This window comes from Changchengzhania lutea, from assembly GCF_006974145.1.
GTDB classification, from domain to species: domain Bacteria; phylum Bacteroidota; class Bacteroidia; order Flavobacteriales; family Flavobacteriaceae; genus Changchengzhania; species Changchengzhania lutea.
Genome location: NZ_CP039456.1, coordinates 2,597,013 through 2,609,744, shown reverse-complemented (window position 1 = coordinate 2,609,744; position 12,732 = coordinate 2,597,013). Strand labels below are relative to the sequence as shown.

The window sequence follows — 12,732 nt, the reverse complement described above, 5'->3', positions numbered from 1 at the left end:
TTTCCTAATGCGATGCTGAAACAAGTTCAGAATGACGACGTGGTTTGTATTTTTTTGCAATATTTGCTATCATTCGAATATGCTCTGGGCTTGTACCACAACACCCTCCTATAATATTTATTAAATCCCTTTTTAGATATTCTTCAATTTGCTCACCCATTTCTTCTGGGGTTTCATCATATTCTCCAAAGGCATTTGGTAACCCCGCATTAGGATGTGCCGAAATAGCAAAATCGGTTTTTGAGGCAATAGCCTCTAAATGAGGTTGTAACAAATTAGCGCCTAGGGCACAATTAAAACCAATAGACAATAAAGGAATATGTGATACTGAAATTAAAAAAGCCTCAGCAGTTTGTCCTGATAGCGTTCTGCCAGAAGCATCCGTAATCGTTCCGCTTAACATGATGGGAATATCCATATGTCGTTCTTCTTTAACTTCTTCTATAGCAAATAAAGCTGCTTTTGCATTTAAGGTATCAAAAACGGTTTCTACTAACAATATGTCTACGCCGCCGTCCATGAGTGCCTCCACTTGTTGTTTGTAAGCGACTCTCAAATCATTAAAGGTTACGGCTCGAAAACCTGGATCGTTCACATCGGGTGACATACTTGCTGTCCGATTGGTGGGTCCAATAGACCCTGCTACAAAACGGGGTTTATGAGGTTCTTTAGCTGTGAATTCATTGGCTACTTCTTTCGCGATTTTAGCAGATTGATAATTAAGCTCGTATACCAAATCTTGCATTTGATAATCGGCCATAGCAATGGTAGTTCCTGAAAAAGTGTTGGTTTCCACAATATCTGCTCCAGCTTCAAAATACTTAGCGTGAATGGTTTTAATGGCATGCGGTTGGGTAATAGACAGGAGGTCGTTATTACCCTGTAATGAGGTTGGGTAATCTTTGAATCGTTCGCCTCTAAAATCGGCTTCGTTGAATTTATACGCTTGTAGCATTGTGCCCATGGCACCATCTAGAACCAAAATTCGATCTTGTAAAGCTTTATGTATGTTTGACATTTTGATATTATTTATATCTGTATGTCATCAAGAAAAGTAAGGAGAAACACTTTTCGTTATCTTTCTAATTAAGAATAATTAGTAGAATGTAGCACCTTCTTTAAAAAATAAAGGGTTGCCAAGGCTTCAACGGGTCTAATCCCTCTGCCTTTCTTGATAACACTGTAAATACGTTTATGAACTTATATCACTTACTCAGTGATTTATGACACAAACATAGTAACTATATATTTGATATCACAATATATTGCAAAAAATTGCCTTGATTATTCAAATAAGGCCGAGGATAAATACCGATCCCCTCTATCACATATGATTGCCACCATGACGCCTTCATCAATAGTTTCTGCTATTTTTAATGCGCTAAATACGGAGCCACCACTGCTCATTCCTGCGAAAATACCTTCTTCTTTAGCTAATCGCTGGGTCATAGCTTTAGCTTGAGCCTCGGTAACTTCAACAACTTGATCCACTTTGCTTCTATCAAAGAATTTAGGCACGTAATCTGGTGACCATTTTCTAATTCCAGGAATACGCTCGCCATCGGCAGGTTGTGCCCCAACAATTATAATGTCTTTGTTCTTTTCTTTTAAATATGTTGAAACTCCTGTTATAGTTCCTGTGGTTCCCATGGCAGATACAAAATGCGTTATTTTACCATTTGTATCTCTCCAAATTTCTGGCCCCGTGGTTTTATAATGCGCTTTCCAATTATCATCATTTTCAAACTGATTTAATAAGGTATACCCTTTTTCATCACGTAATTTAAAAGCTAAATCTCTAGATCCTTCAATACCAATATCAGAAGGTGTCAAAATGACTTCAGCACCATATGCTCGCATTGTTTTTACACGCTCTTCTGTAGAGTTTTCAGGCATTATTAGTATCATATTCAGTCCAAGTAACTTCGAAATAAAAGCCAATGCGATACCTGTATTTCCGCTAGTAGCTTCAACTAAAGTCCCTCCTTCTTTTATGTCACCACGCTTTAAAGCTTCATTAATCATATTGAAAGCAGGTCTGTCTTTTACACTGCCTCCTGGGTTATGACCTTCTAATTTCAAGAACAATCTCACCCCTTTTTTTGAAAGAAGATGTGTTGCCTCAACTAAAGGTGTATTGCCAATTTGACCAATAATACTATTCTCGTATGCCATTCTTTTTTGGTCTAATTTTAATTTCTGTTTGATAGGTTACTAATGAATTTTCGGGTACCGATTGTGTAATCCAAACGTTTGCCCCTATAATACTATTTTCGCCAATAACGATATCACCGCCTAAAATTGTGGCGTTGGCATAAATGGTAACATTATCATTTATAGTTGGGTGTCTTTTCGTGGACGCCAGGTCTTTAGAAATTTGAATGCCACCTAAGGTAACACCTTGATAAATTTTAACTTTATTCCCAATAATTGATGTTTCACCAATAACAATTCCCGTTCCATGATCGATATAAAAGTATTCACCAATGGTGGCTCCTGGGTGAATATCAATTCCAGTAATGCCGTGAATACACTCACTCATCATTCTAGGAAGAATACGCACCTTTAACTTATATAATTCATGGCTTAATCTATAAATAGAGATTGCGTTAAATCCAGGATAAGCCAAATACACCTCTTCTAAACACTCACATGCTGGATCATTCTTTTCAAAAGCTCTAGCATCTAAGTCTAATTTCTTTCTTATTGTAGGTAGCTCTTTTTTAAATGACTCCCAAATGCTATTGCCGTCTTTTATTTCTAGGCTAGATACTATTTTAAGAAATGTATCCTCTAAATAGTCTTGCTGAGCCACTTCTTGTTCGCAATCAAACAGCGAATAGAATAATCTCTTCGTGAATGTTTTAACCGTATCTTTTAAACAAACATTATAACTTTTCATCATTTAAACAAAAATACCTACAAGGTGCTTAAAACCTTGCAGGATTGTGAAATTTATTTGGTTTCAGACCTGCCAGTCCCGATAGCTATCGGGATTAAAAACTGGCAGATCTCTATATTTTAACTAATTTATAGCTTGAACAACAGCTTTAGGCGCTTCTTTTCGAGTTCCGTCAAAACCATCAACGCCACTAACCGTGGTATATTTTAAAACATACTTTTTACCTGGGTTTATTATGCGATATGCTGCTTGACACATTAAAGTCGCTTCATGAAAACCACACAGAATGAGCTTTAGCTTTTCAGGATATGTATTGACATCACCAATGGCAAAAATACCGGGGATATTGGTTTGATAGTTTTGTGTGTTATCAACTTTAATGGCATTTTTAACAATCTCTAAACCCCAATTTCCGATTGGTCCTAATTTTGGTGATAAGCCAAATAAGGGTATAAAATGATTGGTTTCTAATGGTGTTTCTTCGCCATCTTTAGTTATAGTAACCGATTCTATCTTACCGTTCCCATGCAGTCCTGTAACCTCAGCTGGAGTTATCAAGTTTATTTTATTGAGCAATGTGAGTTCTCTCACCTTCTCAACAGAATCTAAAGCACCTCTGAATTCATTCCTCCTGTGGATGAGGGTGACGTCTGAAGCCACATCGGCTAAAAAGATACTCCAATCTAGTGCAGAATCGCCTCCACCAGAAATAACTACTTTTTTATTTCTGTAGACTTCTGGGTCCTTAATAAAATACTCGACACCCTTATCTTCATAATTAGCAATACCTCCAAGGACGGGTTTTCTGGGCTCGAAAGAGCCTAATCCCCCTGCAATGGCAACAACAGGTGCTTGATGTTTTGTGCCTTTATTCGTTGTTACAATAAAAGATCCATCATCTTGCTTTTCTATGGTTTCGGCGCGCTCGCCTAACGTAAAACCAGGTTCGAACTGCTTGCCTTGTTCCAATAAATTTTTAGTTAAATCTCCTGCTAATATTTCAGGAAAACCTGGAATATCATAAATTGGCTTTTTAGGGTAAATTTCTGAGCATTGTCCACCTGGTTGAGGCAAAGCATCAATTAAATGACATTTCAATTTTAATAATCCTGCTTCAAAAACGGTGAACAATCCTGTTGGACCCGCTCCAATTATAAGTATATCTGTTTTAATCATTTAACTTCTCTTTTTGCAATTAATCCCTTAGTAAATTCGTTAAGTGTTTCCACTTTTTGTTCGAAATCTCCTTTTATGGTTTTTCTAAATACATTCAAATTTTTAACCAAATCGTCTATATTTTCAGGAATCACCTCTTCAAAAAATTGGCGTAACCTTTTTGCTGTAGTTGGTGATTTTCCATTTGTTGAGATGGCTATTTTCACATTCCCTTTGGTAACAATCCCACCCATATAAAAATCGCAATACGGCGGATTATCAGCAACATTAACTAAAATACTTCTTTTTCGGCAATGTTCGTACACTTTTATATTGACATTAGGAATATCTGTCGTTGCCACCACGATATGCTTTCCTTTTAAATAGTCTTTTTTATAAACATCTTCAACCAATGTGACAAAGCCTGTTTTTGCTAATGCCACGGTATCTGCTCTAAACATAGGTGACACCATAGTAACGTGTGCATCTGGACTAGACTTTAAAAGAAAGGTCAATTTTTCTTCAGCCACAAAACCACCGCCGACAATTAGAACATTTAAGTTTTTTGCCTTTAGAAAAATGGGGTATAAATTATTTCGCTCCTTTACAGATGCGATTGTTGAGTGACCATTCTTCGAGTCATTAATATTTACAGCTTGTACTTTCATTAGTTATTAGCGAGCTCTTGGTACATTGATGACAAAGTTACACGTTCTTTTACAACCTCACCAATTACAATTATTGCAGGTGATGATAAATTTTTCTCTTTTACAATGTTTTGAATAGTACTTATGTTACCAATGCCCACGTTTTCATGCTGTGTCGTTCCGTTTTGAATAATGGCCACAGGCTCATCTTGCTTATTTTCTTTTAAAAAAATCTGAACGATTTCACCCAACTTATGCATCCCCATTAAAATAACAACAGTAGCAGTGGATTGTGCTGCCAAGACAATATCCTTTGATAGCTTGTGCTCTTTTGTGGTTGCTGTAACCACCCAAAAGCTTTCGGAAGCACCACGTTTTGTAAGAGGGATGCCTTGATATGCTGGTACTGCAATAGCCGACGATATCCCAGGAACCACTGCCGTTTCCAGTCCGAATTGTCTAACATAATCAATTTCTTCAGCGCCTCTGCCAAAAATAAAAGGATCGCCGCCTTTTAAGCGCACCACATGTCCTTTTTCTTTGGCTTTAACCACAATAAGTTCGTTAATTTGATCTTGTTGATATGCATAACAGCCTTTACGTTTCCCCACAAAAATACATTCCGTTTCGGAAGACGCATACGCAAGTAACTCCTCATTAATAAGAGCGTCATATAAAATAACGTTAGCAGATTCTATAGCCCTAATAGCTTTAAGTGTTATGAGATCTGGATCGCCCGGACCTGCTCCTACTACCGTTAATCGCCCCCTAACCCCCGAAGGGGGAAATGGATTCTCTAAATCTATATTTTTATTTTTCTTATTCATTTAATAAAAAAGCTTCATTAAATTCAGAATGGTACTTTTTAAACCGCTTTATTCTGAATGTTGCTTATTTCAATTTCCCTGAATGCTCTTACTTTTTCTAAAAACTGATTCGCATTGTCTATATACTTTGATGCAAACGCTTCAGTTGGTGGAAACTTATTTATTTGATAAATCAATTCTGAAAAAGAACTACCTAGGTCGATTGTGCCATTGTTAATAAAAAATTCATCAAACTGATTAATGATTCCAGCATGGGTATTGGTTCTTTTATTTTCTGCTAGCAGCAGTGCTTTTGCGGAATTTACCAATGAACTATAGGCATGATAAATGGCACTGGAATACACTTGATTATCAAACGCTATTTTGGCATTTTCAATTTTTTCTTCGCTTTCTAAAAACAATGTGGCTATTAAATCAATAACTACACCGGCACATTCCCCGACACCAATTTCCTTTACATATTTCTCTTCTTCACCCCAATCAATAAAATCATCCTGTGTTAAATTGGTCACGTCTTGCAAATCGCTTAACAAGTCATAGAAATAACGGTCTCCTGTATCCTTATAATAGTCAACAAACGTTTTTCCATGGGCATGGGTCTCAAAATCATCTAAAATTCTTCGTAGCGCTTCGGGTCCCCTTTTACTTGGGACCTTAGCCACTTTATCTGCAAAAACACCCTGTCCATCACCTAAATTCCCACCACCAAGCAACACCTGTAAAGCCGGTGCAACCAATTTTTCTGGTGTACGAACAGACATACCCTGAAAGCCAATATTAGCCATATTGTGTTGACCGCAAGCATTCATGCAACCACTTATTTTAATGACGAGATCCTTGTTTTTTAGGTACTGCGGATATTCTACTTTTATAACCCGTTCTAATTCATCAGCAATTCCTGTACTGCTCGCTATTCCTAAATTACAGGTATCTGTTCCCGGACATGCCGTAATGTCAACCGCTTTGTTATATCCCGCTTCAACAAAACCTAATTTTTCTAATTCTGAATAGAAAAACGGCACTAAATCTTCCTTTACAAAAGGAATTAAAATATTTTGACGCAAGGTTAATCGAATTTCACCTGCAGCATAGTTCTCCACTAAATTGGCTAATAATCTGGCTTTATCTGTGTAGAAATCCCCTAAAAGCACTTTGATACCGATGGCTATATAACCATCCTGCTTTTGAGGAATAAGATTTGTTGATTTCCAAGTTTCATAAGCCAGCTGATCTTTGATTCTTACTTCAGGAATTTTAGTAACTTCAACTGGTCTTGAAGCTTCATACGTCTCTGCATCAATAGCTACGGTTTTAAATTCAATGGCATTTTGTTCGGCTTCAACTAATGCTTTAAAAGCATCTAATCCTAAATCTTTTATTAAGAATTTAATTCTGGCTTTTGTTCGGCTTTTACGCTCCCCATGACGATCAAAAATTCTTAAAACACCTTCCATTACTGGAATGATTTTATTTGAAGGCAGAAAATTGTAAAGCACATCTGCATGACGTGGCTGGGACCCTAAGCCACCACCAATCATCACTTTGAAACCACGAACACCATTTTCAATCTTCGCAATAAAACCTAAATCGTGCATGTACGACAGTCCCGTATCTTCATCTGAAGATGAAAAAGAGACTTTAAACTTTCGTCCCATTTCTTGACAGATTGGGTTACGCAAAAAGAAACGAAATAAAGCATCAGCATAAGGTGATACATCAAACAGTTCGTTTATGTCAATTCCAGCAGTTTCTGAAGCTGTTACGTTTCTTACAGTGTTACCGCAAGCTTCACGCAATGTTACATCATCACGCTCTAACTCTGCCCAAAGCTCTGGGGTTCGGTTTAAATCGACATAATGGATTTGAATATCTTGACGGGTAGTAATGTGTAATCTACCTCTTGAATATTCATCAGAAACCTCTGAAATTCTTCGTAATTGATTACTCAATACTTTTCCGTAAGGTAATTTAATACGAATCATTTGCACGCCTTCTTGTCGCTGACCGTAAACGCCACGTGCTAAACGCAGGCTTCTAAATTTTTCTTCGTCTATCTTACCGTTGTGAAACAACTCAATTTTATTGGCTAATTCAATAATATCGTTCTGGACAACCGGATTCTCTATTTCTGTTCTAAAACTTTGCATACACTAGCCCCTTCTAACCTCCCCAGAGGGGAGGGATTCTTACTCGGGCGGAGTAAGAATATTGTTGTTAGGCCCCTACTAGCCTCCCAAAGGGGAGGAATTCTTACTTGGAAGGAGCAAAATGTTTTTATTTATACCTACAAGGTTTTTGAAACCTTGCAGAAAAACTTATTCTTCTTATTTTTTCGCAAACCTGCTAATTCCCCCTTTGGGGGCTAGGGGGCTTTATTGGATGAATCCGGCTCCAACCGTATTATTTGATTGTGGATCTATTATTATAAACGACCCATTTGTTCTATGATTTTTAAACTGATCGTAGAAAATCGGCTTATTTAATTTGAATGTTACCTTGGCAATATCGTTAACACTTAAACCAGACACATCTGATTCAATACCAGAATAATCAGGGTTTATTTTATGGTGAATTCTCTCTACTTTTGCCAATACTTTATTTATACCATGTTGCACAACGTATTTTGTGCCAGCAGTTAGCTGGTTTGAATCCATCCAACAGACATTAGCCGTAAATTGTTTTTCGATAGTTGGTAAATCGCCTTCTTTAACAATCATATCGCCACGACTTACATTAATATCATTTTCCAAAGTGATGGTTACCGATGAGCGTCTTGATGCCGTTTCGTATTTTTCATCATAGAAATAAATAGCTTTAATCTTCGATTTTGTTTGCGATGGTAATACCACAATAGCGTCACCAACACTTAAATTCCCTCCATACACTTTTCCTGCATAACCTCTATAATCGTGAAAATCTTCAGTTTTAGGACGAATAACATATTGCACAGGAAAACGCGGTGTGCCCACATTAAAAATATCGGCTTTATCTAATTGCTCTAAATGCTCTAACAAAGCTTCACCTTTATACCAAGGCATATTATCAGATTTATTTACAACATTATCGCCCTTTAAAGCACTTACCGGGATGAATGTTATTTTCTGATCTTGATAATCTCTTTTGCTCATCAACTCAGAAAAATCTGCTTTGATTTTATTATAGGTTTCTTCAGAATAATCAACCAAATCCATTTTATTAATGGCGACCACAACATCTTTAATTCTTAATAAATTATTGATGAAGAAGTGACGATTAGTTTGTTCAATAACCCCTTTTCTGGCATCAATTAAAATGATAGACGCTTGAGATGTTGAAGCCCCTGTTACCATGTTACGTGTATACTCCACATGACCAGGAGTATCGGCAATAATGTAGCTTTTCTTTTTTGTTGAAAAATAGATATGTGCCACATCTATAGTGATGCCCTGTTCTCTTTCGGCAACTAAACCGTCTGTAGCTAATGAAAAATCTAAGTAATCGTAACCACGTTGTTTACTTGTTTTTTCAATGGCTTCCAACTTATCTGTAGTTAATGATTTTGTGTCGTAAAGTATTCGACCAATTAAGGTACTTTTCCCATCATCTACACTTCCTGCTGTTGCAATTTTTAATACTTCCATTTTTTATTGGCTGTTGGCTATTGGCCTTTAGCTATTAGCTATTTGCGGCTAGCCTAATTTTTATATTTGTTTAATTTGCTAAAGGCTAAAAGCCAAAAGCTAAAGGCAAAATTTTTAAAATAAAATTTTAAAAGTACCCTTGTTGTTTACGTTTTTCCATAGCAGCTTCTGAGCGTTTATCGTCTATACGTGCGCCACGTTCAGAAATTGTGGAATCTCTAATTTCTTCTACCACTTTAGTAATCGTCGATGCCTCAGAAAGCACTGCAGCTGTACAACTCATATCGCCTACAGTTCTAAAACGCACCATTTCTTCAAGAACTTCTTCGTGTTCATCCCTGTAAACAATGCCATCATCTGCAGACCAAATCATACCGTCTCTTAAGAACACCTTACGCTTATGTGCAAAATATATAGAAGGAATCTCGATGTTTTCTCTTTCTATATAGGACCAAACGTCTAATTCTGTCCAATTTGAAATGGGGAACACCCGCACGTTTTGACCGTGATCAATGTCTCCATTTAACATATCGAACAATTCTGGACGCTGATTTTTTTCGTCCCATTGTCCAAAATCATCACGAACAGAAAAAATACGTTCTTTAGCTCTTGCCTTTTCTTCATCACGACGCGCACCACCAATACAAGCATCAAACTTAAATTCTTCAATAGCATCTAAAAGCGTGGTAGTTTGCAACATATTTCTGCTAGCATAACGCCCCGATTCTTCCTTCACTTTACCTTCATCGATGGAGTCTTGCACGTTACGAACAATCAATTCCAATCCTAATTCTTTAACCAAACGACCCCTGAATTCTATGGTTTCTGGGAAATTATGTCCGGTATCAATGTGCATTAAAGGAAAAGGCACTTTTGCTGGATAAAAGGCTTTTACTGCTAATCGCACCAGTGTTATGGAATCCTTACCTCCTGAAAACAACAACACTGGTTTTTCAAACTGTGCGGCCACTTCCCTCATGATATATATGGCTTCGTTTTCTAGCGAATTAATATGTGATGTGTCTTTCTTCATAAATAAGCCCCCTAACCCCCGAAGGGGAACTCTTACTCGGGCGAGGTAAGAATTTTGTTGTTATTTTTTCTCTCTTTATATACTGCTACTGCCAACTGAGTACTGCCAACTGATTATGCATGCAAGCCACACTCTCTGTTTTCTAAAGCCTTTGTGGGGTCGAAATATTTAAACTCATTGGGTAAGTTATTGTCGCCTAAATAAGTGTCTAATTTTTCGTCTGACCAATAGTAAAATGGGCTGACTTTCAAAATACCATCTTTACTTAGACTAAAAATTCCGATACTGTCTCTAAAGGCTGTTTGCCCTTGGCGCAAGTTTGTAAACCAAACTTTAGGCTTATGCTCTTCCATCGCTCTTTTGAAAGGCTCTAACTTGACTTGCTCTGTAAATAAAGCATGTTCTGGGGCATCCACGCTTGGAATTCCCATCACCACATCGCGGTGCGCCGATGTTTGTTTTGGTACATATAAAAACACATTTAATTTTAAATTTTTAATAACTTGTTCTGCGTGTTTATAGGTTTGTGGAGTATTATAACCTGTATCGCACCAAACCACGGGGATGCTTACTTTAACAGTTTTTACGGCATGCAAAATTACTGCTTCGTAGGGTCTAAAATTTGTTGTTACAACGGCTTCTTGACTAAGCTCTAAAGCCTTCTTGATGATCGCCGAAGGATTTTCGTCTTTAAAAAGCGTATTTGATTTATCTATTTGATTTTGATCGATCATTACTTTCCCCATTTTATATTATTCCATGCGCGTTCGTGAAAGAAATACAATACCATTTTGGATGCAAATTCTACGGATGCTATAGTGAAAGCCAAAGTAGCTTCTCCGGTTATAAGCCAAGATAAAAGGAGCGTATCCAGTGTTCCTATGACCCTCCAACTAATGGTTTTAGCCAAACTCCGCTTTATTTTTTCTTCTGATTGTTTTGACTCATCTACCGATTTTCCTGCCTTTACTTGTCTGCTTAATACGCTGTCAATTATCATATTAACTAAATTTTATATTAATCCTATTGTTTTAGTAGGAATTACAAATATATTAATTAATAGAGCAGGTCAAAACTATTTAACAACTTTTAAGGATTCTTTAAAAAAGAGTGTATGTCATTAATTAAAAAATTGGTAATAAGTAGATATTTTACGAAATTCTTATTCCTTTTGGCAACACAGATCTGCTAATGTATTATTCCTAAGCACCTTCAATGTATTATCCCTCACTTGAATCATGAGTTTATGGACACTACATTTGTGCTCGTCTGGACAATCATCGCACTTTTCGTAAAAATTCAAACTTACACAGGGCACCATAGCAATGGGACCCTCAAGCACGCGCATAACATCGGTCATTTTTATTTCAGATGGCTCGTGTCGAAGATAATAGCCACCGTGCTTTCCTTTTTTAGAACCTAAAATTCCAGACTTCCTCAAGGTAAGAAGAATGCCTTCTAAAAATTTTTGAGGTATGTTTTCGCTTTTAGCAATTTCACCAACTTGCACAGGTTTTTCACGGTCACTTCTAGCAATATAGGTGAGCGCTTTTAGTCCGTATTTTGTTCGTTTAGATAGCATGGTGCTAAGATAGGTATTTTAGGAAATAGTAAAATATTTTTAATGTTTTCTTCCTCTGCAAAACCCAAAGCACTTTTAGAATAAGTTGTCCATTATATGGGAATTAACTAAAATCCAATACTTAAATACATTAAAAAAGCGAGTGTACCTAATATGTTCGTTTTGTTTTAACAGCCTAATAAATCGATAGTTGAAATTGTATTTATCTATTAAAATACAAAAATGGCTTTTGATAAGATGAAAAGAAAGAGTGTTGTTTGAAAACCAAAGTCAGCATCATATATAAATCTCAATTTATTATTCGAATATATATTCAACAGCTTTTTTACCATAAGGAGATAAATATAAGCTACTAAAAGCGTCCTTCCCATTGTAACTGCTGAAATTAGTTCTATGAGCCAAAATACCAAGATTAATAAGATCAAAAGTCCAAAAATCAAATTCACCTATTCCAAAACAGTCTATCAGTTCACCTCTTTTTAACTTTATTGATTCACGAATTCCGTCTTTATCAATTAGACCATAATCCAATAATCTAGTTTGATATTGTGAATATGTTTCACCATTGGATAATTTATTTAACCCTAAATCATACTGTTGTCTTAATCTTGCTCTCTCCAAACTAAATCTTTCCATTAGAGAATCATACTCAGTCTCATTAAAACACCAATGTCTAAATATGATTAGATGATTATCATTTAACTTGGACAAAAGCTCTAAATGTTTGTACAAAAGGTTATATGAGGTGGGTTTCAAAGCTTGATTACTCATCGTTTGATTTGTGCTAATATTAATTAGTAGCCCAAAACAGAATGTATGTTACATAAAACAAAATTATTATTTATTATTTTCGTTTATTCAATGAATCTATAAAAACCTGTGTTTTAAAAATAAGATTATCTGCATCAAAACTCACAGTTCAATAAGGTTTAATATTCGACTTCCGATTTCATTACAACTACACAT

At 36.3% G+C, this 12,732-nt stretch carries 13 protein-coding genes and 1 riboswitch; all 13 genes read right to left on the bottom strand.

From position 1 onward, the window contains the following. Nucleotides 1-4: 4 nt before the first annotated feature. Nucleotides 5-1,018, bottom strand: a complete 1,014-nt coding sequence (locus FAF07_RS11750) for a homocysteine S-methyltransferase family protein (protein WP_142785285.1) — start codon at nt 1,016-1,018, stop codon at nt 5-7. A 53-nt stretch (nt 1,019-1,071) separates the two neighbouring features. Beyond that, a riboswitch (SAM riboswitch) is annotated at nt 1,072-1,181 on the bottom strand. A 103-nt stretch (nt 1,182-1,284) separates the two neighbouring features. Further along, on the bottom strand, nt 1,285-2,175 hold the full coding sequence (cysM, locus tag FAF07_RS11745) for a cysteine synthase CysM (protein ID WP_142785284.1): 891 nt from the start codon (nt 2,173-2,175) through the stop codon (nt 1,285-1,287). Beyond that, complete coding sequence (gene epsC / locus FAF07_RS11740; RefSeq protein WP_142785283.1) at nt 2,159-2,902, bottom strand: serine O-acetyltransferase EpsC; 744 nt, start codon at nt 2,900-2,902, stop codon at nt 2,159-2,161. The genes cysM and epsC overlap by 17 nt, the downstream gene beginning before the upstream one ends. A 123-nt stretch (nt 2,903-3,025) precedes the next feature. Further along, a complete protein-coding gene (locus FAF07_RS11735; protein WP_142785282.1) occupies nt 3,026-4,078 on the bottom strand; it encodes an NAD(P)/FAD-dependent oxidoreductase in 1,053 nt (350 codons plus the stop codon). Next, on the bottom strand, nt 4,075-4,725 hold the full coding sequence (locus FAF07_RS11730; RefSeq protein ID WP_142785281.1) for a precorrin-2 dehydrogenase/sirohydrochlorin ferrochelatase family protein: 651 nt from the start codon (nt 4,723-4,725) through the stop codon (nt 4,075-4,077). The genes FAF07_RS11735 and FAF07_RS11730 overlap by 4 nt, the downstream gene beginning before the upstream one ends. Further along, nucleotides 4,725-5,531: a uroporphyrinogen-III C-methyltransferase gene (gene cobA, locus FAF07_RS11725; protein ID WP_142785280.1), complete on the bottom strand. Its 807-nt coding sequence runs from the start codon at nt 5,529-5,531 to the stop codon at nt 4,725-4,727. The genes FAF07_RS11730 and cobA overlap by 1 nt, the downstream gene beginning before the upstream one ends. A gap of 38 nt (nt 5,532-5,569) precedes the next feature. Next, nucleotides 5,570-7,678, bottom strand: a complete 2,109-nt coding sequence (locus tag FAF07_RS11720; protein WP_142785279.1) for a HEPN domain-containing protein — start codon at nt 7,676-7,678, stop codon at nt 5,570-5,572. Nucleotides 7,679-7,903: 225 nt separating this feature from the next. Further along, entirely contained in the window at nt 7,904-9,151 is a 1,248-nt protein-coding gene (locus tag FAF07_RS11715; RefSeq protein ID WP_142785278.1) for a sulfate adenylyltransferase subunit 1, read from the bottom strand. A 127-nt stretch (nt 9,152-9,278) separates the two neighbouring features. Beyond that, complete coding sequence (gene cysD / locus FAF07_RS11710; RefSeq protein WP_142785277.1) at nt 9,279-10,184, bottom strand: sulfate adenylyltransferase subunit CysD; 906 nt, start codon at nt 10,182-10,184, stop codon at nt 9,279-9,281. Nucleotides 10,185-10,297: 113 nt separating this feature from the next. Continuing rightward, nucleotides 10,298-10,918: a phosphoadenosine phosphosulfate reductase domain-containing protein gene (locus tag FAF07_RS11705; RefSeq protein WP_142785276.1), complete on the bottom strand. Its 621-nt coding sequence runs from the start codon at nt 10,916-10,918 to the stop codon at nt 10,298-10,300. Beyond that, entirely contained in the window at nt 10,918-11,184 is a 267-nt protein-coding gene (locus FAF07_RS11700; protein WP_142785275.1) for a DUF2061 domain-containing protein, read from the bottom strand. Before FAF07_RS11700 ends, FAF07_RS11705 begins: the two co-directional genes overlap by 1 nt. Nucleotides 11,185-11,346: 162 nt before the next feature. After that, nucleotides 11,347-11,766: an RrF2 family transcriptional regulator gene (locus FAF07_RS11695; RefSeq protein WP_142785274.1), complete on the bottom strand. Its 420-nt coding sequence runs from the start codon at nt 11,764-11,766 to the stop codon at nt 11,347-11,349. A 297-nt stretch (nt 11,767-12,063) separates the two neighbouring features. After that, nucleotides 12,064-12,537, bottom strand: coding sequence for a hypothetical protein (locus FAF07_RS11690; RefSeq protein ID WP_142785273.1), 474 nt, complete (start codon nt 12,535-12,537; stop codon nt 12,064-12,066). Nucleotides 12,538-12,732 lie beyond the last annotated feature (195 nt).

What these genes read in the sequence shown, in the direction of transcription:
- FAF07_RS11750 (WP_142785285.1), bottom strand. Translation starts at nt 1,018, where the DNA reads ATGTCAAACATACATAAAGCTTTACAAGATCGAATTTTGGTTCTAGAT.
- cysM (WP_142785284.1), bottom strand. Translation starts at nt 2,175, where the DNA reads ATGGCATACGAGAATAGTATTATTGGTCAAATTGGCAATACACCTTTA.
- epsC (WP_142785283.1), bottom strand. Translation starts at nt 2,902, where the DNA reads ATGAAAAGTTATAATGTTTGTTTAAAAGATACGGTTAAAACATTCACG.
- FAF07_RS11735 (WP_142785282.1), bottom strand. Translation starts at nt 4,078, where the DNA reads ATGATTAAAACAGATATACTTATAATTGGAGCGGGTCCAACAGGATTG.
- FAF07_RS11730 (WP_142785281.1), bottom strand. Translation starts at nt 4,725, where the DNA reads ATGAAAGTACAAGCTGTAAATATTAATGACTCGAAGAATGGTCACTCA.
- cobA (WP_142785280.1), bottom strand. Translation starts at nt 5,531, where the DNA reads ATGAATAAGAAAAATAAAAATATAGATTTAGAGAATCCATTTCCCCCT.
- FAF07_RS11720 (WP_142785279.1), bottom strand. Translation starts at nt 7,678, where the DNA reads ATGCAAAGTTTTAGAACAGAAATAGAGAATCCGGTTGTCCAGAACGAT.
- FAF07_RS11715 (WP_142785278.1), bottom strand. Translation starts at nt 9,151, where the DNA reads ATGGAAGTATTAAAAATTGCAACAGCAGGAAGTGTAGATGATGGGAAA.
- cysD (WP_142785277.1), bottom strand. Translation starts at nt 10,184, where the DNA reads ATGAAGAAAGACACATCACATATTAATTCGCTAGAAAACGAAGCCATA.
- FAF07_RS11705 (WP_142785276.1), bottom strand. Translation starts at nt 10,918, where the DNA reads ATGATCGATCAAAATCAAATAGATAAATCAAATACGCTTTTTAAAGAC.
- FAF07_RS11700 (WP_142785275.1), bottom strand. Translation starts at nt 11,184, where the DNA reads ATGATAATTGACAGCGTATTAAGCAGACAAGTAAAGGCAGGAAAATCG.
- FAF07_RS11695 (WP_142785274.1), bottom strand. Translation starts at nt 11,766, where the DNA reads ATGCTATCTAAACGAACAAAATACGGACTAAAAGCGCTCACCTATATT.
- FAF07_RS11690 (WP_142785273.1), bottom strand. Translation starts at nt 12,537, where the DNA reads ATGAGTAATCAAGCTTTGAAACCCACCTCATATAACCTTTTGTACAAA.